Origin of the sequence: Streptosporangium sp. NBC_01755 (assembly GCF_035917995.1) — a bacterium.
Classification (GTDB): domain Bacteria; phylum Actinomycetota; class Actinomycetes; order Streptosporangiales; family Streptosporangiaceae; genus Streptosporangium.
The window spans coordinates 1586441-1607461 of the sequence record NZ_CP109131.1; the positions used below are offsets into that span (position 1 = coordinate 1586441).

15 protein-coding genes are annotated in these 21021 nt (G+C 69.7%); 10 read left to right on the forward strand and 5 right to left on the reverse strand.

Annotation, left to right across the window (positions count from 1 at the left end; translation table 11 throughout):
• Positions 1-44: 44 nt before the first annotated feature.
• Positions 45-983: a TrmH family RNA methyltransferase gene (locus tag OG884_RS07135; RefSeq protein WP_326643373.1), complete on the reverse strand. Its 939-nt coding sequence runs from the start codon at positions 981-983 to the stop codon at positions 45-47.
• Positions 976-1785, reverse strand: coding sequence for a DUF4184 family protein (locus tag OG884_RS07140; RefSeq protein ID WP_326643375.1), 810 nt, complete (start codon positions 1783-1785; stop codon positions 976-978). The genes OG884_RS07135 and OG884_RS07140 overlap by 8 nt, the downstream gene beginning before the upstream one ends.
• 141 nt (positions 1786-1926) lie before the next feature.
• On the opposite strand from OG884_RS07140, the gene OG884_RS07145 reads away from it, so the two are divergent.
• The 9 genes from OG884_RS07145 to OG884_RS07185 all read left to right on the forward strand — a co-directional run bounded on the left by OG884_RS07145 (position 1927) and on the right by OG884_RS07185 (position 15391).
• Entirely contained in the window at positions 1927-2553 is a 627-nt protein-coding gene (locus tag OG884_RS07145; protein ID WP_326643377.1) for a hypothetical protein, read from the forward strand.
• 221 nt (positions 2554-2774) lie between these two features.
• Entirely contained in the window at positions 2775-4556 is a 1782-nt protein-coding gene (locus OG884_RS07150) for a substrate-binding and VWA domain-containing protein (protein WP_326643379.1), read from the forward strand.
• A 190-nt stretch (positions 4557-4746) separates the two neighbouring features.
• The gene (locus tag OG884_RS07155) at positions 4747-6516 is read left to right on the forward strand and encodes a sigma factor (protein ID WP_326643381.1); all 1770 of its coding nucleotides are present in this window, start codon (positions 4747-4749) and stop codon (positions 6514-6516) included.
• Positions 6517-7037: 521 nt separating this feature from the next.
• Complete coding sequence (locus tag OG884_RS07160) at positions 7038-8165, forward strand: GNAT family N-acetyltransferase (protein WP_326643383.1); 1128 nt, start codon at positions 7038-7040, stop codon at positions 8163-8165.
• A gap of 153 nt (positions 8166-8318) precedes the next feature.
• Entirely contained in the window at positions 8319-9149 is an 831-nt protein-coding gene (locus tag OG884_RS07165; RefSeq protein ID WP_326643385.1) for a glycosyltransferase family 2 protein, read from the forward strand.
• A gap of 2 nt (positions 9150-9151) precedes the next feature.
• Positions 9152-10093 carry a glycosyltransferase family 2 protein gene (locus OG884_RS07170; RefSeq protein WP_326643387.1) on the forward strand — a complete coding sequence of 314 codons (942 nt, stop codon included), beginning with the start codon at positions 9152-9154 and terminating at the stop codon, positions 10091-10093.
• Positions 10090-10893, forward strand: a complete 804-nt coding sequence (locus OG884_RS07175) for a polysaccharide deacetylase family protein (RefSeq protein WP_326643389.1) — start codon at positions 10090-10092, stop codon at positions 10891-10893. Before OG884_RS07170 ends, OG884_RS07175 begins: the two co-directional genes overlap by 4 nt.
• 263 nt (positions 10894-11156) lie before the next feature.
• Positions 11157-14066 carry a hypothetical protein gene (locus tag OG884_RS07180; RefSeq protein ID WP_326643391.1) on the forward strand — a complete coding sequence of 970 codons (2910 nt, stop codon included), beginning with the start codon at positions 11157-11159 and terminating at the stop codon, positions 14064-14066.
• 95 nt (positions 14067-14161) lie between these two features.
• Positions 14162-15391, forward strand: coding sequence for a DUF418 domain-containing protein (locus OG884_RS07185; protein ID WP_326643393.1), 1230 nt, complete (start codon positions 14162-14164; stop codon positions 15389-15391).
• A 77-nt stretch (positions 15392-15468) separates the two neighbouring features.
• Here OG884_RS07185 and OG884_RS07190 read toward each other — a convergent pair whose 3' ends face one another.
• Entirely contained in the window at positions 15469-16716 is a 1248-nt protein-coding gene (locus OG884_RS07190; protein ID WP_326643395.1) for a GH39 family glycosyl hydrolase, read from the reverse strand.
• 468 nt (positions 16717-17184) lie between these two features.
• On the reverse strand, positions 17185-18210 hold the full coding sequence (locus tag OG884_RS07195) for a phosphotransferase family protein (RefSeq protein ID WP_326643397.1): 1026 nt from the start codon (positions 18208-18210) through the stop codon (positions 17185-17187).
• 196 nt (positions 18211-18406) lie between these two features.
• On the opposite strand from OG884_RS07195, the gene OG884_RS07200 reads away from it, so the two are divergent.
• Positions 18407-19492, forward strand: coding sequence for a GNAT family N-acetyltransferase (locus OG884_RS07200; RefSeq protein WP_326643399.1), 1086 nt, complete (start codon positions 18407-18409; stop codon positions 19490-19492).
• A gap of 67 nt (positions 19493-19559) precedes the next feature.
• On the opposite strand, the gene pdxR is transcribed toward OG884_RS07200, so the two are convergent.
• Complete coding sequence (gene pdxR / locus OG884_RS07205; protein WP_326643401.1) at positions 19560-20954, reverse strand: MocR-like pyridoxine biosynthesis transcription factor PdxR; 1395 nt, start codon at positions 20952-20954, stop codon at positions 19560-19562.
• Between the last annotated feature and the right edge of the window lie 67 nt (positions 20955-21021).

Below are 21021 nucleotides of genomic sequence, written 5' to 3' on the forward strand. Positions count from 1 at the left end.
CCACTCCGAGCACCGGTTGCCTATGGGGCCCGGACCCGTGAGGCTCAGCCCGCGCGCATCAGGCCGTGACAGGCGATGGCGGCCGCGGCCACCACATTGAGGGAGTCGACGCCGAGGCCCATGGCCGCCGGGCTCATCGGGATGCAGACCGGCTCGTCGGCCTCGCGCAGCCAGCGGGAGGAGAGCCCGTCCCCTTCCGAGCCGAGCAGGAGCGCCACCCGGTCGGCCATGGTGACCCTGTCCATGGGCGTGGCGGACTGGTCGGGGGTGAGGGCCAGCGTCTGGAAGCCCGCCTCGCGCAGTTCGGCCAGGCCCGCGTACCAGTCGGTCATCCGCGCGTACGGGATCGCGAAGACCGCACCCATGGAGACCTTCACCGACCTTCTGTACAGCGGGTCGGCACAGCGCGGCGAGAGGACGACCGCCTCGACGCCCAGCGCGGCGGCGCAGCGGAAGATGGCGCCGACGTTGCCGTGGTCGACGAGGTCCTCCAGGACCAGGACGCGCCGGGGCGGGGTGCCCTCGGCGCCGGGGCCCACGGCCTCCGCGCCCACCCGTCCGAGATCACGACCGGTGGCCCGGCCCGGGGACCTTCTCTCCGGGGAGGCGGCCCCGCCGGAGAGGATCTCCTCGACGGCGGGCAGGGGCAGGCGTTCCATCGCGGCGAGGGCGCCTCGGTGGACCTGGAAGCCGGTGACGCCCTCCATGACGGCGTCATCCACGACGTGGACCCGCCCTTCGAGGGTGTCGAGGAGGTCGGCGAGGGGCTCGGCCCAGCGGGGGGTGAGCAGGACGGAGCGCACGGGATAGCCCGCCGCGACGGCGCGGCGGATGACCTTCTCCCCCTCGGCTATGAAGAGACCGTGCTCGGCCTCCAAGCTCTTGCGCAGCTCGACGTCACGCAGGTTGGCGTAGTCGGCCAACTGGTCGGCCAACTGGTCGGCCAACTGGTCGGCCAGGTGGGGGTCGATGGCTTCAGGCACCCTCGAATACTGCCATGACCCGCCTGAGCTGCCATATCAGCGCGTGGACGAGGAGCATGGCGGAGCAGCCGACGACCACTCCCGCACCCAGCCTCGTCACGAGCTCCGCCGTGCCGCGTGGTGGGAAGGCGATGGGCCAGGCGATCGCGCCCAGCAGGATGGACAGGGCGGTGGCCAGGAACACGGCCATCCGCCCGCGGGCGGGAATGACCAGCCGCTCGGGAACCGGCCGGGGTTCCATTCCGGACAGGCCACGCCAGGCCCACCAGAGCACGACCGCCAGGCCGACCACCGTGGAGGTGTACTGCAGCAGGCGGAACAGGGGAAGCACGTCCGCCACCCGGGTGTCCAGCCAGTCCCAGCCCCACGTGGTGGAGCTGTAGGAGTGGGTGAAGGAGTCCCAGAGCTTGTGGGTGAGGGCGCCCACCGCGCCTCCGGCGATCACGGCGGGCAGCCGCCGCAATCCGTACATGCCGGGGGTCAGGGCCGCGGCGCGCCCGGCGAGGCCGGGAGGCAGGAGCGCGGTCAGCGGGTCGCGGAGCACCAGGTGGAATACCGCCAGCAACACGACGACGGCGAGCGGATCGATCGTGAGGACGCCCTCGAAGGAGTGCCAGATCATGTAGTCGGGCAGGAACGGGAAGAAGATCGGCAGATCGGGCACCATGGCACCCAGGGCGAGTGCCCAGGGGTCGAGCAACCGGCGCATACGCTCCGAGGAGATCAGTGGCAGCACGGCGGCCACATGACTGGGCGTGAACGGCACGGGTTTCCCTCCGACGATCTGCTGGGCAGGTCCCATCCTGTGGCACGATCACAGCGCGTGGGCACGCCGGGGAGCGGAGAAGCCACCGCGGTGGTGAGCTTTGCCGCTTCCCGGCACGACCACACTCCGTGACGGCTAGATTACCGAATGCCGTAGATCGGGGATTCGGAGGTCGCCGTGACCGACCAGACTGTGCCGGCGCCCAGCGCCGAGTGGCTGCGCGACGCCCACCGGGCCCGCGCGCTCTCCCTGGCCACCCTCCTCTGGCTGGGCGCGGAGAGCGTGCTCGGCATCGTCGCGGGACTGGGAGCGCACTCTGTCGCCCTCATCGGCTGGGGTACGTCGGCCCTGGTGGAGGCGGTGGCCAGCCTGATCGTGGTCTGGCGGTTCACCGGTTCGAGGACCGGTTCCGCGCACGCCGAGGAGCGGGCACGCAAGGCGGTGGCGATCAGCTTCTGGCTGCTGGCCCCCTACCTGGTGCTGCATGTGGCGCACGACCTGGGCGCGGGCCACCGGGCCGTGCCGAGCCTGCTCGGGATCGCCGTGACGGCGACCAGCGCGGTCGGCATGCCGTTTCTGGGGGTGGCCAAGCGGCGACTGGCCATCCGGCTGCACTCTGCGGCGACCGCGGGCGAGGGGACGCAGAACCTGATGTGCGCGCTGCTCGCCACGGGGGTGCTGGCCGGGCTGGCGCTGAACACCGCCGGGTGGTGGTGGGTGGATCCCGCCATGGCGGTGCTGCTGGCGGCGGTGGCGGTGCGGGAGGGGCTCAGGGCGTGGCACGGCCATTCCTGCCACCACTGACGCGCACCTCTCCCGCCGACGACCAGGCGATCCCGGCACCATTGACCACAGGCCGCCCCACTGGGACACAGGGTGCCAATATAAACACGTATGGTGATAACAGCACCAAAAGGGGTGTTTTGCCACAGTAACCGTTCCCAGTACAGTTCCGTGAACATTGCGGACAACCTCCCGATAGGGTGACCCGCTAGCTTCCTGACATCGACATCGAAGAGGGAATCGTGGGACGTCACCGTACGGATGATCTCGAGGGCGGCTACACCTCCTCCAAGGAGCCGCAGCCCAGGCGGAGGCGTGGGGGGCACGGCAGGGTGCTGGTCCCGCTGGCCGGTTCCGTCGCCCTCGCGGTGCTGCTCGGTGTGGCCGCGTTCGTGGTCATCAACCGCGACCGCGGGTGTGCGGGTGACGCGCTGCCACTGCGGATCACCGCCTCACCGGACATCCAGCCCGCCCTGTCCCAGATCGCCGAGCGCTTCAACAAGGCGTCCCACGAGGTCGAGGGCAGGTGCACCACCGTCGCGGTGACCAAGGGCGCCTCGGCGACCGTGGCCTCCTCCCTGAGCGGGGCCGGCGGCAGGGCCGCCGCGATGGATCTGTGGATCCCGGACTCGGGGCTGTGGGTGACGAACCTGCGGGCACGGAATCAGGAGGTGCCGGAGGCCGGCGCGTCCATCGCGCACTCCCCCATCGTCATGGTGGCCTCGGGCTTGGTGATACCGAACCTGAAGAAGAGCTTCGGCGAGGCCAGCTGGGGCGGCATGATCAACGCCGCCAACGTGGCCAACGTCGACGGCCCCGGCCGCAAGGTGCGCGTACTGGTGCTGGACCCCTCGCTCAACGCCGCCGGGCTCGGCGCGCTCCTGGCCGCCGCCGGGGTGGCCACGGCCTCGGGCGCGGGCGAGGAGCAGCTGGTCGGTGCGCTCAAGAACCTGTCGGGATCGACCTCGACGGTCCGCGACCAGGACGCGCTGCTGTCCAGCCTCGGTGTCAAGGGCAGCAAGGCCCCGCTGGGCATCGCCTCGGAGCAGGGTGTCTGGGCGTTCAACAAGGTCAAGAAGCCCGAGGTGCCCGCCGTACCGCTCTATCCGGCTGAGGGGACCATCAACCTCGACTACCCGGTGGTGATCACCGCCAAGGACACCGCCGTACGCAAGGCCGCCGAGGCGTTCCAGCAGGAGCTCGGCAGCGAGTCCTCCAAAAAGACCCTGCAGGATCAGGGCTTCCGCACCCCGGACGGCAAGGGCGGAAAGGCGATCTCCGGCTCCGCGGGCTTCCAGGCCAAGGCACCGCAGGCGATCGAGCCGCCCGACGGCAAGACCGTCGCGAGGATGTCGCAGACCTGGTCCCGGATCAAGCTCGGCACCAGGCTCGTCACCCTGCTGGACGTCTCGGGGACCATGGCCCTGCCGGTGCCCGGCACCGGCATGACCCGGATGCAGGCGATCAGCAGGATCGCCGTCGAGGGCATGAAGCTCTTTCCCGCCAAGAGCGAGCTGGGACTGTGGGAGTTCTCCACGCATCTCGACGGCCAGGGGGTCGACTACCGCGAGACGGTCCCGGTCGGCCCGCTCACCGAGGACATGAACGGCGTGCTGCGCAGGGACGTGCTCAACCAGAAGCTGATCGGGGCCCAGGCCAAGGCGACCGGCGACACCGGGCTCAACGACACCCTCGCCGCCGCCTACCGGCAGATGACCGACGAATACCAGAGCGACAAGATCAACACGGTGCTGATCCTCACCGACGGGGCGGGCAACGACGACCCGGACGGGGGGATCGGCAACCAGCAGATCCTGAAGCGGCTGAGGGAGCAGTTCAACCCGGAGAAGCCGGTCAGCGTCCTGATCATCGCGTTCGGCCCCGACGCCCCCAAGGGCAAGCGCCAGATGGAGGCCCTGGCCAAGGCGACCGGCGGTGACGCGTACATCGCCAAGGACGTCCTGGAGGTCAGGAAGTTCTTCCTGGAGGGCATGAAGCGCCGGCTCTGCGCCCCCAACTGCTGACTCCCCATCGCGTACGGCCGGCGCCACATTGGCACCAGCTGCACCAATTTTCCCAGGTCATACCAGGTTGGCATGATATTGACCCATCTGGTCAACCGGTTGCGGGGAGGTGACGTCCTACGCGTGTGAGGCCTGGAACGGGCGAGTGTCGAAGCCCGTGAACGAGCCCGTCCCGCGGGGAGGAATGTCCGTGCCCGGATGGCCGACCGTCGGCCGAACCGACGATCAACAACTCGTTGAGACGCTGCGGCGCGCCGACACGACGGCGCCCGCGAGCCTCTACGACTCCTATGCCGAACGTCTCCACGACTATGCCCACTCACTGCTGGGCGACCGTGAGAGCGCCGCCGGCGCCGTACACGACGCCCTGGTCACGGCCCAGGGCCGGGTGGACCGCCTGCGCGATCCCGGCCGCCTGCGCGCGTGGCTGTACGCACTCGTACGGATCCGGTGCGCGGGCGCGGAGCGCGGCGGCCGGCGGAGGACGGCACCGCCTCCTGACGTCCACGACGACCCGGGCGAGCGGGAACTGGCCGCCCTGGTCCACGAGGCGATGGCGGAGCTGGGCGGGCAGGAACGCGAAGTGCTGGAGCTTTCGCTCCGTCACGACCTCGGCGGCGGCGAGGTCGGCGCGGTGCTCGGGCTGACCTCCCGGCAGGTGACGGCGAGGCTCTGCCGGGCCCGCGACCACCTGGAGAACGCGGCGGCGGCCGTGGTACTCGCCAAGGTCGGCCGGGCGCACTGCCCCGACCTGTCGGCGATGGTCGACTCGTGGGAGGGGCCCCTCACCACGATCCTGCGCAGGCGGCTGTCGGCCCACATCGGCCGCTGCGAGGTATGCGTGGAGCGCAGGGACCGGCACGTCTCGGCCGGGCGGCTGCTGGACCTGGTGCCGCCGGCCTATCCGCCGCTCTCCCTGCGCCGCCGGGTGATCGAGACCTGCGTGAACCCGGAACTGCGCGAGGAGCGCGCCTCCGTCGTCGCCGAGGGCGACCACTTCGACAGGGCCGGGTTCCCGGTGGCGGGGCAGCGGCCACCGGGCCGCCGGCGGGCGGTGAGGAAGGAGCCGGCCGGCCGGCGGGCGCGCGACGAGGGAAGCCGCGGAACCCGGGAGACCGCGTCCCCCGCGGGCCCCCGGTCCCGGCGCGTGGCAACGCCCCCGGATGGTGCCGGGCGGTATACCGAGGTACTGCCGGCGCAGCGGCGGAGGCAGCGAAAGCGCAGGGGGCCCGTGCTGCTGCTGGCGGCGGTGTGCGTGCTGGCGGCCACCGGGGCGGTGGCCGTGGTGGGCGGGCAGGGCCTGGCCGGCGGGGCGTTGGGGAGCGCCGGGGCCGCACCGGGTACGGAACCCGCGCTGATCACACTGGAGCCCGGCCCGGAGCCGACGCCCGACCTGCCGCCGGAGGATCTGCCCCTTGAGGACCTGCCCCTTGAGGACCTGGAGACGGAGAGCGCGCCGACTCCCACTTCGCGAAGGACCCCGGCGACCGGGACGCCCGCTTCCACCCCCACCGCGGCGCGCCCGGCGCCGACCCGCGGGTCCTCCGCGCGGCCGGCCCGCGCCACCCGCGCCACCACCCGCGCCACCACCCCGCCGCCCGCAGCCGGGCGGCTGACCGTCTCGTGCCCGTCGAACATCGGAGAGGGCGCCGGGCAGATCCGGCTCGCGGCCCGCAACGCCACGCTCTCCTGGTCGGCGACCACCTCCGGCGGGCTCGACGTGCATCCCGCCCGGGGGCAACTGAAGGCGGGGGCGAGAGCCGTGATCTGGGTCACGGCCAAGGACCCCTCGGAGAGCGGCGCGGGCCGCGTCGCGTTCAAGTCCGCCGGAGGCAACGCCGGATGTGCGATCTCCTGGGAGAACCTGGAGGCGGACGCCTCCGCGCCTCCCCCGGACCCGGCCCCCGACCCGACCCCGGCCCCCTCCGCCGGGGCAGGCTCCGAGGGGGAGATAGGCTGATTCCCGCATCTCGTTTTACCTAACACCGAGACTTCTCTCAGGAATCCGGTAAACCATGGACGGGTGCCGAGCGTCGGCATTGACGTCCATGCTGAGTGATTGATCACATGAAGGCGCGATCAGTCACGTCATTACCAACCGGGAGTTTCGGAGATGTCGATCAACCGCAGGGTGCTCAAATGGGCACTCACCTTCGCATGTGTCGCGGGGGCCGTGATCGCCTTGGTCGACATCGACACTCCGTTACGCCTGGTTCTCACTCCCCTGTTCCTGTTGGTGGTTCCGGGCTTCGCGGTGGTAGGACTGTTGCGTGATCGTGACCCTCTTGCGGCACTATCAGTGGGGGCAGCGGCAAGCCTGGTTGTGAACGTTCTCCTGGCCGCTGCCATGCTCACTTTTGACGCGTGGTCGCCTCGTGCCGGAGTTGCGACGATCGCGGTGCTCGGCGGTTTCATATACGTACTACGCGTGTTGTATCGGGGGAGCGGGAGCTTGCAGACCGAACAGGGGGTCAGGTCAAGGTGAACATCGTCATCGTTCGTCCGGGAGACCTCGGGGAATCCGAGATCTCGCGATGGCGGGAGTTGCAGGTAGCGGATCCGTCGCTGGACAACCCCTTTCTCTCCGTGGAGTTCACGCTCGCCATGGGGCGCCTGCGTGACTACGTCCGCGTCGCGGTGATACAGGACGATGGCAAGATCGTGGGATTCTTCCCCTACGAACGGCACAGCTTCGGGATCGGCAAGCCTCTCGGGGGCTTCCTGACCACCTGCCACGGACTGATCTCCGTCCCCGGCCTCGACCTGGACGTCCGTGCCCTGCTGCGCGCCTGCAAGCTCTCGGTCTTCGACTTCGACCACCTGGTCCCCGGCCAGCCGACGTTCGCGGCGTACGAGTCCGACGTGCGACCGGCGCCGGTGATGGACCTCAGCGTGGGTTTCGAGACCTACATCGAGCAGGTGAAGGCCAACTCGCCGAAGAACCTCAAGACCGTCCGTTACAAGGAGCGCAAGCTCGGCCGCGAGCAGGGCGAGATCCGCTTCGAGTGGGACTCGTCCGACCTTGGCACGCTCCGCACGCTCACCAACTGGAAGTCCGACCAGTACCGCAGGACGGGCCGCGTCGACCGCTTCGCCCAGCCGTGGATCGTCCAGCTGCTCGACGAGATGCACGCGGAGAGGTCCGAGAGTTTCGCGGGTGTCCTGACCATGGTCTACGCCGGAGACAGGCCGGTCGCCGGGCACTTCGGCCTCCGTACCGCGACGACCCTGGTCGGCTGGTTCCCCGCCTACGACACCGAGTTCGCGCGCTACTCTCCCGGCATCATGCACCACCTGCACATGGCCGAGCACGCCGCCGGCTCAGGGTTGCGGCAGGTCGACATGGGCAAGGGCGGGCGCGAGTACAAGAGCTGGCTGAAGAGCGGTGACCTCTTCGTCGCGGAGGGCCGCGTCTCACGTCCCTCCCCCGCGGCCGCCGTCCACTGGATCGGCCGCACCCCGGTCAACAAAGCACGAACGATCGTTACCGATCGCCCGCATCTGTACAGGCTTGCTGACCGTGTGCTGAAGGGGTTCGGCCGTATGCGCTCCCCCGCGCAGAACCAATCAAGCACCCCGGTCGTCAAGGAACCATGGGGAGTGGGTTAGACCCGCTCCCACCACCGCACCCATTCGCCAGGACCCTCGCATGCAACCCTCATCGCATTCGCCATTTCCCCCGATCCCTCCGATCGCCTATGGCCCCGGGTCCGTCCGCCAGTCGCCCCCGACGACCGACCGCCCGGAAGGACATCCGTCACCATGAGTCCCGAAGTCGCCAAGCACTACAACAACAAGCCGCCCCTGAGGGCGGTGCCGCCCATCGAGCGGTTCACCCCCATCACCCCCAACATGGCGATCTCCCCGACCGTCAGCGTCGTCGTACCGGCCATGAACGAGGCGGAGAACCTTCCGCACGTCTTCGCGACGCTGCCGCAGTGGATCGACGAGATCGTCCTGGTGGACGGCAACTCGGTGGACGACACCATCGCCGTGGCCAGGAAGCTGCGCCCCAACATCCGCGTGGTCCGCCAGACCGGCAAGGGCAAGGGGAACGCGCTCTCGGCCGGATTCGCCGCCTGCACCGGCGACATCATCGTGATGATCGACGCCGACGGGTCCACGGACGGCCGCGAGATCATCCAGTTCGTGGGCGCGCTGGTCACCGGGGCCGACTTCGTCAAGGGCTCGCGCTACGCATCCGGCGGCGGCAGCGACGACCTGACGTTCATCCGCAAGTTCGGCAACAAGACGCTGACCGCGCTGGTCAACAGGATGTACGGGACCAGCTACAGCGACCTGTGCTACGGCTACAACGCCTTCTGGGCCCGCCACCTGGACGTCCTCAACCTCGACTGCGACGGCTTCGAGATCGAGACCCTGATGAACGTCCGCGCCGCCAAGGCCGGGCTCAAGGTTCACGAGGTTCCCAGCCACGAGCGCTGCCGCATCCACGGCGAGAGCAACCTGCACGCCGTCCGCGACGGCATCCGGGTGCTGAAGACCATCATCCGCGAGTGGCGGAGCAGCCCCGCTCCCGTCGTTCACGAGCCGGCGGCCGCCTCCCGCGCGGCGGACCAGGGCGCCGCGTAGCCATGAGAAGCAGTGTCGTCATCTGCGTCTACACCGAGGAACGCTGGGAGGACATCCGAGCAGCCGTCGAGTCGGTCGAGAACCAGAGCCACCGGCCGCACGAGATCATCCTGGTCGTCGACTACAACCCGGACCTCCATCTGAAGCTGAAGAAGGAGTACCCCGGCGCGATCGTGGTGGAGAACGCTCAGGAGAAGGGGTTGTCCGGTGGCAAGAACACCGGTGCGGCGACCGCCTCCGGCGACATCGTGGCGTACCTGGACGACGACGCCGTCGCGGAGCCTGGCTGGCTGGAAGCACTGGAGGAGGGCTTCCAGGACCCGACCATCGTGGGGGTGGGCGGGCTGACCAGGCCGCTGTGGGGCACCGGGCACCGGCCCGGCTGGTATCCCCACGAGTTCGACTGGACCGTGGGCTGCAGCTATCGCGGCATGCCCACGGAGCGGGCGCGGATCCGCAACGTCATGGGCGGCAACGCGGCCTTCCGCAGGGAGGTCGTGGGCGGTGTCGGCGGGTTCCACACCGGCATCGGGCGCAGCGTGCAGGGGCGCAAGCCACGCCCGCTGGGCTGTGAGGAGACCGAGTTCTGCATCCGGCTCTCGCAGCGGATGCCCGGTTCGGGGATGCTGTTCGAACCGGCCGCGGTGATCGGCCACAAGGTGCCGGCCGTGCGCGCCACCTTCGCCTACTTCCGCTCGCGGTGTTACGCGGAGGGCCTGTCCAAGGCGCTGGTCACCCAGAGCGTGGGGGCGGGCGACGGGCTGTCGAGCGAGCGGGCGCACGTGCTGAAGGCGCTGCCGCTGGGCGCGTTGCGCGGGGTCGGCGAGGCGCTGCGGGGTGATCTGTCCGGCCTGGGCAGGGCAGGTGCGATCGTCGTCGGTCTCGCCTGGACCGCCTGGGGTTACGTCATCGGTTCCCTTCGACTGAAGCGGGTGCGTTCATGATCCGCGTACCGATCCTGATGTACCACTCGGTCTCCGACCGGCCCAACGCCGAGACGAAGCCGCTGGCGGTACGCCCCTCGGCCTTCGCCGAGCAACTGGCCTACCTGAAGGAGAACCGGTTCACGCCGCTGACGGTGGCCGACCTGGTCGCCTCGCTGCACAAGAACAACGGCCGCTCCATCCCGGAGCGGCCGGTGGTGGTGACCTTCGACGACGGGTACGCCGACTTCCACAGCGAGGCGCTGCCCCTGCTTGAGCGCTACGACTTCCCCGCGACCGTCTTTCTGACCAGCGGGTGGGTCAGCGACGCGGGCAAGGACGCGGCGGGCAGGCCACTGGACACGATGCTGTCGTGGAGCCAGGCGTGTGAGGCGGCCTCGTGCGGCATCGAGATCGGCGGCCACAGCCACAGCCATCCGCAGCTGGACCAGCTTTCGGATGACGAGCTCCGTCAGGAGTTGCGGCGCAACAAGGCCCTGCTCGAAGACAAGATCGGCTCCCTGGTCTCGACGATGGCCTACCCGTACGGCTACTCCAGCGCGCGGGTGCGGCGCGAGGTCCGGCGGGCCGGCTACTGGGCCGCCTGCGCGGTGAGCAACGCCATCGCCGCCGACCGGCACGACGTGCTCGCGCTGCCGCGCCTGACCATCGCCGAGGGCACGTCGATGAGAATGTTCAGCCGGGCCGTCGAGGGAAACCAGGTCCCGCTGATCTACATGAAAGAACGGATGCTGACGAAGGGCTACGCTGTCGTCAGGCGCACGAGATATGGTCTGCGCCGGGTGCGCGGCCAGGTGTGAGCGGCCTCTCCAGCCGGGAGAGGCGTGGCCCGCGGGCCGGCGCCCTCCCGGGTGCGCTCGTCTCTCTCTCCGTCCTCGCCGATGCTCCCGCACGGGAGCGCAGGTGGCGGTACGGGTGCCGCCGGGCGGAATCCGGTCGCGGTATTGCTCTTCAACGGTCTACGCAAAGCAGTCGAACATGATGTATCTCCGTGTTCGCCCGTCGCACCTCGGTCCGCGTAGCCGCCATGATGTTAGACGTGAGGCAACGGGCAGGTAATGACGTGACGACGACACCGGCGACGGAGACCGCCGAGGTCGGGGAGACCGATCCCACCCACCCCGCGCCTTCGGACGGAGCGCGCGACGGGTCCGACAGCGAGCACACCGGCGCGGCGTCCTCCGAGGCTCAGGAGGTTTTGGACGAGGCGCCCGACGGCGAGACTCCCGACACCGCCGCACCGGGTACCGACCGGGACGGCGAGGCCACCGACGCCTCTCGTGACGGCGGAGCGCCGGGCGCAGACCGTGACGGCGGCGACAGTGCCCCGGGAGACGCGGACGACGCACCGGATACGCCGGGTGCGCCACCGGGCGTGATCTCCGGCCGGGCTCCCGATGACACCTCCGACGGCGACGACATGGAGACCACCGCCGTCATCCGGCTCCCCGCACGCCCGATCTCACCGCCCACGGCGGACGCCCCCGAGGTCGAGGCGGCCGAGGGCGCCTCCGACAGCGAGATCGACACCACGACGGAGATGCGTCTGCCCTCGGCACCGCTCCGTCCGACGCCGAAACGCACGGGATCGGAACGCACGGGATCGGAACGCACGGGATCGGAACGCACGGGATCGGTGGGTGCGGGATCGGTGGGGGCGGCGGAGCGGCGAAGAAGGGCCGTCGCGACGCCCAGCCTGCTTCCAGGGACCTCTGAGGCCCCTGAGGTCACTGAGACCGCTTCGGAGGCCCCGGGAGCTCCAACGGGCCGTCGGGAGCCGCAGAGCGCGCGGCGAATTTCGGGACAGGCGGCTCCGGCCGCCGCCAGACCGTCGCGAATGACGGCCGTGATGCAGTCGGCCGCGGTGTGGCTGCCGCCGTTGCTCACGGTCGAAGGCCTGATCATGTACGTGCTGGCCCTGCGCGTGGCACCGGGCCCGCTGCGGGGCGTCGACGTGACCAAGATCGACGCCCTGGGCCTGATCTCGGCCATGCCGCTGACCGCGTTCGCCGCGATCCTGCTGATGCTCGTCGCGTTCTTCGTCACGATCGCGCAGAACACCGACCGCAAGTTCCTGCTGCTCTTCCAGATCGCGGCGATCACCTTCGCCCTGCACGGGGCGTCGGCCCTGATCTCGGACGAGGCCAGGTTCCCCACGGCCTACGTGCACGCCGGCTTCGTGGAGTACATCAACCGCACCGGCGAGTCGTCCGCGATCCTCGACGCCCGCCTCGCCTGGCCGGGGTTCTTCGCGCTGGTGGCGTTCGTCACCAAGGCCGCCGGGGTCACCGACCTGGCGACGATCATGCGGTGGACGCCGCTGCTGTCGAACCTGCTGTACCTGCTGCCGTTCGTGCTGATCCTGCGCCAGGTGGTCGCCACCACCCGTGCCCGCTGGTTCGCCGCCCTGCTGTTCGTCATCGTCCAGTGGATCGGCCAGGACTACTTCTCCTCCCAGGGCTTCACGTACGCGATCTACCTGGCCTTCGTGGCGATCGTGCTGCGCTGGTTCGGCAAGGTCGAGCCCCGCGACAAACCGATGCCGGCCAAGGGCCCCATCCGGCGGCTGCTGGCCCGCCTGGACGGGCTGACCCCCGGTGAGCTGCCCCACTCGACGGGCGCCTACGACCGAGTGATCATGCTGATCGTGCTGATCGGCCTGTTCGGCACCGCGACCGCCTCGCACCAGATCACGCCGTTCATGATGCTCGGCGCGCTGACCGGCCTGATCCTGCTCCGGCGCTCCTCGCTCAGCTGGGGGCTACCGTTCTTCCTCGGCCTGATCGTGCTGTCGTGGATCAGCTACCAGACGGTCACCTTCTGGAGCGGGCACATCGACCAGCTCTTCGGCGGACTGGGCCGGATCCTGCAGAACCTGCAGAGCAACACCGGTGACCGGATCGACGGCAGCGATCCCAGGCACGCCCTCGTCCTGATGGCCCGCCTCGGCATCTGCGGCGTCATCCTGACGCTGGCCGCCGTCGGCCTGCTGCGCCGCGTGCGGCGCGGTGTCGGCGACCGCGCGGCCCTGCTGCTGCTCTGCGTCCCGGTGCTGGCGCTCGGGCTGCAGAACTACGGCGGCGAGATCGGCCTGCGGATCTACCTGTTCGCGCTGCCCGGCGCCTGCATCCTGGCCGCGTACGCCTTCTTCCCGAACCTTCCCGCCGGCACCGAGGACGCGCCGGAGGAGACGGTGCCGATCCGCAAACGCAACATCCGGTTCAACCCGGAGCTGACGCGCCGGATCTCACTGCTGCTGGCCGCCGGGTGCGCCATGGCGCTGGCGATGGTCTTCCTGGTCGCCAGATACGGCAACGAGCAGTTCGAGCGAGTCTCGGCGAGCGAGGTCGCGGCGATGCGCTACATCTACGACCACGACGAACCCAGTGCCCGTGTCCTCTACCTGAGCCCGGTGCTCGGCCCCGAGGTCACGCCCATCATCCCGTGGGGCGAACAGGACTTCGACAAGATCTCCTACGAGCAGGCGCTGGTGAACCCGGACCCGGCCCGTATCTCCGCGGTGATCGACAAGCTTCGCGCGTCACCACCCAACACCTACCTGGTGGCGACCCGCGCGCAGGCCGGATACCTGCAGCTCAACCACGGCTACCCCCGTGACTGGGCCCCGCGGTTCCGCGCCGCCCTGGACGCCAGCAAGGAGGTCACACGTGTTTTCAACGGCGAAGACGCCGCCGTCTACACGCTGAAGTCCTTCCCCGAGGGCACCGAGATCCCCGAGCGCGGGGTGCCGCTCGGCGGCAGCGACCCGACCTCGCCATGGACGCCTGTCGGCCTGGCCGCGCTGGGTGTGACCTGGATCGCGTTGTTCACCTACGAGGTGTTCTGCCTGAGGGGCCGAGGCCGGGGTAAGCGGGCCAGGAGGCGCATCCTGTTCGTCGCGGTGCCCGCGTTCGTGCTGGCCCTGGCGGTGATCGCGGAGCGCTTCATCGTCATCGGGTACCAGCTTCAATAAAGAGCAAAGTCTCTTGGCTCGCGGCCTCGCCGCGCCATACTGGGCACCGTTTGCCGGGAGACATACGTCTCAGAGCCTGGTCGAAGGACGGTTGGATGTTCGCTGGGGAACCCCTTGGCCGGGCGGGGACCTCCACCCAGGCCGGGGGACGGCGGATCGCGGCGGTCGACGCGCTGCGTGGTTTCGCGCTGTTCGGCATCCTGGTGGTCAACATCACCTATCTCGCCTCCGGATACCGGATGGCGGGGCTGGCGGCGCCGTCGTTCTCCGCGCCGCTCGACTGGGAGGTGCGCTGGATCGTCTCGTTGTTCTTCGAGAACAAGTTCTATCTGCTTTTCGCCTTCCTGTTCGGCTACAGCTTCACCCTCCAGCTCGACTCGGCGCACGCCTCGGCGACGGCTTTCACCCCCAGGTTCCTGCGCCGCCTGGGAGGGCTGTTCCTGCTCGGCCTCGCCCACGGGATCCTGCTGTTCCCCGGTGACATCCTGGCCACGTACGCGATAGTCGGGCTGGTCCTGCTGGCGGTGCGGCGGATCACCCCGCGCACCGCGATGATCTCCGCGGTCGCGCTGACCGTGGCGCTGGCGGTGGGGACGCTGTTGCTGGCCGTGCTGGCGACGCTGGGCACCGACGCCTCGGGGGCCGTCTCCGAGAGCGCCGCCCAGGCCGCCATGTCCGACCGCGCCCTGCACGGCTCCGCATCCATGATCATCAACGAGCACCTGCACAAACTCGCCAGGATCTTCGTGCTGCGGGTCTTCTTCCAGGGCCCCACGGTGCTCGCCGCCTGCCTGGTCGGACTGGCACTGGGCAAGATGCGCCTGCTGAGGGACCTGTCCGGGCACACGGCGACGCTGCGGCGGCTGCAGTGGTCGGGGTTCACCGTCGGCCTCGCCGGGGCCGTGGTCTACGCACACTCGACCTGGTCGGGCGGTGGGCACGCGTACCACATGGTCGGCCAGTCGGTGAACCTGGTCACCGCGCCGTTGCTGGCCGCGGCCTACGCCGCCACCCTGCTGCGCCTGCTCCCCGCGGCACCGCGCCTGGCCGGGGTGCTCGCTCCTCCCGGCAGGTTGGCGCTGACGAACTATCTGGGACAGTCGCTGATCAGCTCACTGATCTTCACCGGCTACGGGATGAGCCTGATCGACCAGCTCAGCCCGTTCTCCGTCGTGTCGATCGGCATCGCCATCTTCGCGGTCCAGGCCGTGTGGAGCCGGTGGTGGCTGAGCCGCCATCACTACGGGCCCGTGGAGTGGCTGCTGCGCTGGTTCACCGACTGGCGCAGGCCCTCCCGTTCCCCTGCCCGCCCGGAGAGCGCCTAACCGCTGCGGATCGCGCCGTAGCGTCGGACGGCGCCTCGCGGGCGTATGCGGCGAGGCGCCGTCCGACCGGCCGGGAACTAGGCGCCGACGCGCTCGCTCCACTTGATCTCGTACGGTTTCAACTGGAACTGCTTGCCGTCCACGGTGGTGCTCGCGGCCGCGTTGGTGGTGTTGACCATCACGAGCTGACGTTCCTGGGCGAGGACCCGCACCTTCCCGTTGGAGGAGGTGACCGTCTCCAGCCTGGTCCCGTTGGGGAACCACTTGGCGAAGCCGCTCAGGACGCCCGCCATGGGCATCTCCTCACCGGTGCTCGGGTGCCACAGGCAGCCCAGGCAGACCTGGTTGTCGCCGCCGGTGGACTTGCGCTGCGGGTTCCAGTAGAGCGAGGTGGTGACGCCGCTGGTGGCGAACTCCATCATCGCGGCGGTCTGGACGGCGATACGGCGCTCCTCGCTCCAGTTCCTGCTGTCCGGCTCGACGTACCACTCGGCCCACCAGACCGGCAGGTCGCCGCTCTTCTGCCGCAGCCAGGTGGTGAGGGCCCCGAACTTGCCCAGGGCGGTGAACTCGTCGGGGTAGGCACCGGCCTCCCTGGTGACCGAGGCTCCGTCGACGACTATGAAGTCGGCGCCCTTCTTCTTCTCGATCCAGTACTCGACCGCCTCCAGGTCACGCTGGACGACGCTCCCCCACGGTCCCTGGATCTCCGCCCCCCGTTCGGGAGTGGTGGTGCTGCCGACCGACACGTAGGGTCCGCCGACCTTGATGTCCTTGTCGACGGCCTTCAGCGCGTCGTAGACCTTGTTGTAGAGCTCGGTGTAGCCCTCGATGTCCCAGCGGTTCTGGGCGTTGTTCCAGAAACCCTTCAGCTCGTTCCAGACCATGTAGTGCTTGACCGTGGGGTAGCGCCTGGCGACCGTCGCGGCGAGCTTCGCGTAGTCGTCGAAGTGCTCGCGCCGGGGCGCCGTCTCCAGCTGCGTCCAGTCGGTCCGGCCGGAGGTGCCGCCCTTCATCCAGTCGGGTGAGCAGCAGAGCGTGATGATCGGGATGGCCTGGGACTTGGACATGAACCTGATGCGACGGTCGAGGTCGCGGAAGTCGTTCTTGCCGGGCGCGGGCTCGGGATTGCCCGCGCCCCAGCCCATGATGTGCTGGTTCTGCAGCAGCGGAACCCGGCTGAGCATGTGGGAGGCGGCCTCGGTGACCTTGCCGTCCTCGTTGTCGGCGCTGAACTCGGTGTGGGTGATGCCCCAGCGTGGCCACTCCTGGACCGCGGGTGGTTCCTCCAGCGTCGGCGCCGCCTGCGTGGGAGGAATTGTCATGCTCTGTCCGCGAGGAACATCCGGCTTGACAGCAAAGGCGATAATGCCCACCACCAGCACCGCTGTTACAGCCATCGCCCCCAGCGCGACCGGCCAGGCCGGGCGCCGTCGCTGGTGCCGTCCGTTAGTCGGTATCACCGATTCCTCAATCCTCGCAGGTCAACGAATGTAGCGTTCCACAGTGGCAACGGGCGTGACGATGGCCTGAGATGGTTCACAGGCAAGCGTTACCGGTCGTGTCGCCAGCGTATCCATGACGACTTGCATGACGGTTGAAAGTCAACGGTAGTTCCCGGCACGCCCCCGGTCACGGGGTCGTACGACACCCCCGCCACGAGTCCGAAACGGCCGGGGACCGCGACCGCCGGAGACTCAGCCCCTCCAGGACCCGCAGTACAGCGGGACCGCGACCGCCGACTCAGCCCTCCAGAACCCGCAGTACAGCCGGGGATCGCAACCGCCGGAGACTCAGCCCTCCAGGACCCGCAGTGCCCGGTCGACGAGCGTGGGAACGGCGGCGCCGATGTGCTCGAAGCCCTCGCCGACGGTCTTGCCCTGTTTGAACCTGGCGTGGATGCCCTCCACGATGACGGCGAGCTTGTAGTTGCCGAAGGCCAGGTAGAAGTCCAGGTCGGACAGGTCCGCGCCGGAGACCTTGGCGTAGTGGGCGGCGAACTCGCGGGTGGTGAGGAAGCCGGGGGCCACGGTGACGCCCGCCGCGACCGGGATCGAGGCGCGCTCGGTGTCGCCGGGGTCCTGCCAGTAGGTGAGGGTGAGGCCGAGGTCCGCCAGGGGATCGCCGAGTGTGGACATCTCCCAGTCGACGACGGCGAGGATGTCGGGGTCCGGCGAGATTCGCACGAGTGTGTTGTCGAGCCGGTAGTCACCGTGAACCAGCGTCGAGGCCGAGCGGGCGGGCAGGCGCTCGCGAAGGAGTGCCACCAGACGGTCGTACGCGGGCAACTCGCCGGTCTTCGACCGCTCCCACTGCTGTCCCCAGCGCTCCAGCTGGCGGGCCATGTATCCCTCGGGGCGCCCGAAGTCGGCCAGGCCCACCTTCCGGTAGTCGATCGCGTGGATCGCGGCGAGCACCTCCGCCAGCCGCTCCGACAGTCTCCGGGTCTGCTCGGGGGTGAGCTCCCGCGCCTCCTCCTGGCTCCGCACGGCCGCGCCGTCCACATGCGCCATGAGATAGAACGGCGCTCCGATCACGTCCTGGTCGTCGCAGAAGGCGACCGGCTCGGGCACCGGGACGGAGGTCGGCGCGAGCGCCGAGATCACCCGCCACTCACGCCTCATGTCGTGAGCGGTCGGCAGCACGTGCCCGAGCGGCGGGCGGCGCAGCACCAGACGGCGCCCGGGGGTCTCGACGACGTACGTCAGGTTGGACCTGCCACCGGCGATCAGTGAGACTCCGGTGGGCTCGCCGGCGCCGGGGACGTTGGCGGCGATCCATCCGACGAGGCGGAGCCAGTCGATGCCAGGGGTGCTCATGGCCCCCATTAGAACGCCACTCGGGTCAGGGGCGCCACCTGGAGCCCCACAATGAGATCCCGAAACGTTGCCTATCCCACCGCTGGGGATCCCTTCCATCCTTTATCGTTACATTACGTCCCTACCAGCATGCTTGAGCTTTACGGCATCCTGCACAGGATGACGTAGGGGACCCCGCACATCCCAGTAGGAGCTCATGCGCGTCTCAATCGTTCAGCCCCGTGATCTCGGACCGGTCGACATCGACCGCTGGAGGACTCTCCAGGGTGCCGACGCCGCTTTCGACAGCCCGTTCCTGTCGCCGGAGTTCACAGTCACCGTCGGCGCCCTGCAGGAGCGCGTCCGGGTCGCAGTGCTGTACGAAGGACAGGACGTGGTGGGGTTCTTCCCCTTCGAACGCCATCCGATGGGGATCGGCATGCCCGTGGCCGCGGGCCTGACCGACGCGCAGGGGCTGGTCCACGCCAAGGACGTGGAGATCGACGCACGGCGCCTGATCAGGGCCTGTGGTCTGGCCGTCTACGAGTTCGACCACCTGATCGCGGGGCAGCCGCTGCTCCAGCCGGGGCACAGCAGGCACCCTTCACCGATCATCGATCTCCGCGACGGTTTCGAGTCGTACATCGAGACGATCAAGGTGACCTCCGGCAAGACCTACCGCTCGACGGCGTACAAGAGCCGCAAGCTCCAGCGTGACGCCGGGACGCTCCGGCACGACTACGCCACCACCGACCTGGCGCCGCTGCGCACCCTGCTCGGCTGGAAGACCGAGCAGTATCGCCGCACCGGCCGCAACGACAGGTTCGCCCGGCCATGGATCGTGGAGCTGGTCGAACGGCTCCTCGCCACCGACACCGAGCACTTCGGCGGTGTCCTCGACATGGTGTACGTGAACGAGAAGCCGGTCGCCGGGCACTTCGGCCTGCGCACCGGCACCACGCTCGCGGGCTGGTTCCCCGCCTACGACACCGCCTTCGCGAAGTACTCCCCCGGCCTGATTCACCACCTGGCCATGGCCGAGAAGGCCGCGGAGGCCGGGATCGGAGTCATCGACATGGGCCGAGGGGAGAAGGAGTACAAGGAGAAGCTGAAGAACGGCGAGTACGAGGTCTCGGAGGGCCGCGTCGCCCGGCTGAGCCCCGGCGCCGGGGTCCACTGGATGCTGCGGGTGCCGGTGCGCAAGGCGCGTGGCACGGTCCTGGCCAACCCGCTGCTGCGCACCACCGCCGACCGCGCGCTCAAGACGTACGGCCGCCTGCGAACGTCCCTGCAGTCCTCCTGACCGCGTCCGCGATGTGGGAACGGTCCTTTCTCACCCGATCAGCCCGGCGACCACCGAGACGCCGCTCTCACCCGATCAGCCCGGCGACCACCGAGACGCCCCGCCTGACGTCCGCCTGCGACGCGGAGCCGTAACCGATCACCAGGCCGTGCCGCAGCTGCGGCCCGTGGTAGTGGCGGGCCATCGAGTCGAGCAGGACGCCGCGGGCGCGGGCGGCCTCGACCAGGGGTGTGACCGCGTGCTCCGCGAGCTCCACCATGACGTGCAGGCCCGCGGTGTCGCCGGTGACCCTGGAGCCGAGGATGTCGACGACCACGGCGCGGCGGCGCGCGTACTCCAGCCGCATCCGGCGCAGGTGCCGGTCCAGGTCCCCCCTCTCGCAGAGCACCGCCACCGCCTGCTGGGCCGGGCCTCCGGTGCGGTCTGCCAGATTGTCCCTGGTCAGGGCGATGGCTTCGATGAGGCTCGGCCGGGTGACCAGCCAGCCGACGCCGATGTCCGGCGTCAGGGCCTTGCTCAGGCTGCCCAGCAGTACCACCCGCTCGGGATCGAGGCCGTGCAGGGCGGGCAGCGGCGCGACGTCGTAGCGGAACTCGGCGTCGTAGTCGTCCTCCACGAGGATCGCGCCGGTGCGGCGGGCCCAGGCGAGGAGGCGCTCCCTGCGCGGGATGGGCAGGCGGCCGCCGAGGGGGTACTGGTGGGCCGGGGTGGTGTAGAGGACGCGCAGGTCGTCCGGGAGTCGGTCCACGACGATCCCGTCCTCGTCGACCGGGCAGGGCACGATCTCCGCTCCCCTCCCGGCGAAGACGTTCCTGGCGACGCGGTAGCCGGGTTCCTCGACGCCGGCCCGGTCACCGGGCCGCAGGAAGGTGGCGGCGACCAGGTCGAGCCCGTTGCCGGTGCCCCGGGTGACCATGATGTTCTCCGGCCCGACGGGGATCGCCCTGGTCCGGCGCAGGTGCTCGGCGAGGGCCACGCGGAGCCTTGGCAGCCCGCGGGGGTCGGGGTCGCTCACCGGCGGCAGGTCGGCGGCTCCGCGCCAGGCCCTGCGCCAGGCCGCCCTGTCGTAGTCGTGGACCCACGGCCGCCCGGGACGCAGGTCGATCACCTGCTCTCCGTCCCCTGGCGGGGTGTCCCGGCCTGGAAGGGCGGCGGGAGGTGGAGCGAGGGGGCCGCGAGCGCGCTCGTTCACGGGGGGAACCACCATGTCGGCCACGTAGGTGCCGGAGCCGTGTCGTCCTTCGAGCCAGCCTTCCGCGTACAGCTGCTGGTAGGCCTCGGTGACGACGGTACGGCTGACCGCGAGCTGGCCGGCGAGGGAGCGGGTGGAGGGCAGGCGCTCGCCGGAGGCGAGGGTGCCGTCGCGCATGGCGGCCCTGAGGCGGTCGCCGAGCTGGACGGCGAGTGCCGTGCCGGAGTCGCGGTCCACCAAAACGGGCAGGTCGACGGCGAGGCGCGGCAAAGTGGTCTCCTATAAGTGCGTGAAAGTGGACGTATTCTGAATGTCCACTTCTCTTTAGACTAGTGCC

What these genes read in the sequence shown, in the direction of transcription:
- OG884_RS07170 (WP_326643387.1), top strand. Translation starts at nt 9,152, where the DNA reads ATGAGAAGCAGTGTCGTCATCTGCGTCTACACCGAGGAACGCTGGGAG.
- OG884_RS07195 (WP_326643397.1), bottom strand. Translation starts at nt 18,210, where the DNA reads ATGAGCACCCCTGGCATCGACTGGCTCCGCCTCGTCGGATGGATCGCC.
- OG884_RS07175 (WP_326643389.1), top strand. Translation starts at nt 10,090, where the DNA reads ATGATCCGCGTACCGATCCTGATGTACCACTCGGTCTCCGACCGGCCC.
- OG884_RS07165 (WP_326643385.1), top strand. Translation starts at nt 8,319, where the DNA reads ATGAGTCCCGAAGTCGCCAAGCACTACAACAACAAGCCGCCCCTGAGG.
- OG884_RS07200 (WP_326643399.1), top strand. Translation starts at nt 18,407, where the DNA reads ATGCGCGTCTCAATCGTTCAGCCCCGTGATCTCGGACCGGTCGACATC.
- OG884_RS07185 (WP_326643393.1), top strand. Translation starts at nt 14,162, where the DNA reads ATGTTCGCTGGGGAACCCCTTGGCCGGGCGGGGACCTCCACCCAGGCC.
- OG884_RS07190 (WP_326643395.1), bottom strand. Translation starts at nt 16,716, where the DNA reads ATGACAATTCCTCCCACGCAGGCGGCGCCGACGCTGGAGGAACCACCC.
- OG884_RS07140 (WP_326643375.1), bottom strand. Translation starts at nt 1,785, where the DNA reads ATGGGACCTGCCCAGCAGATCGTCGGAGGGAAACCCGTGCCGTTCACG.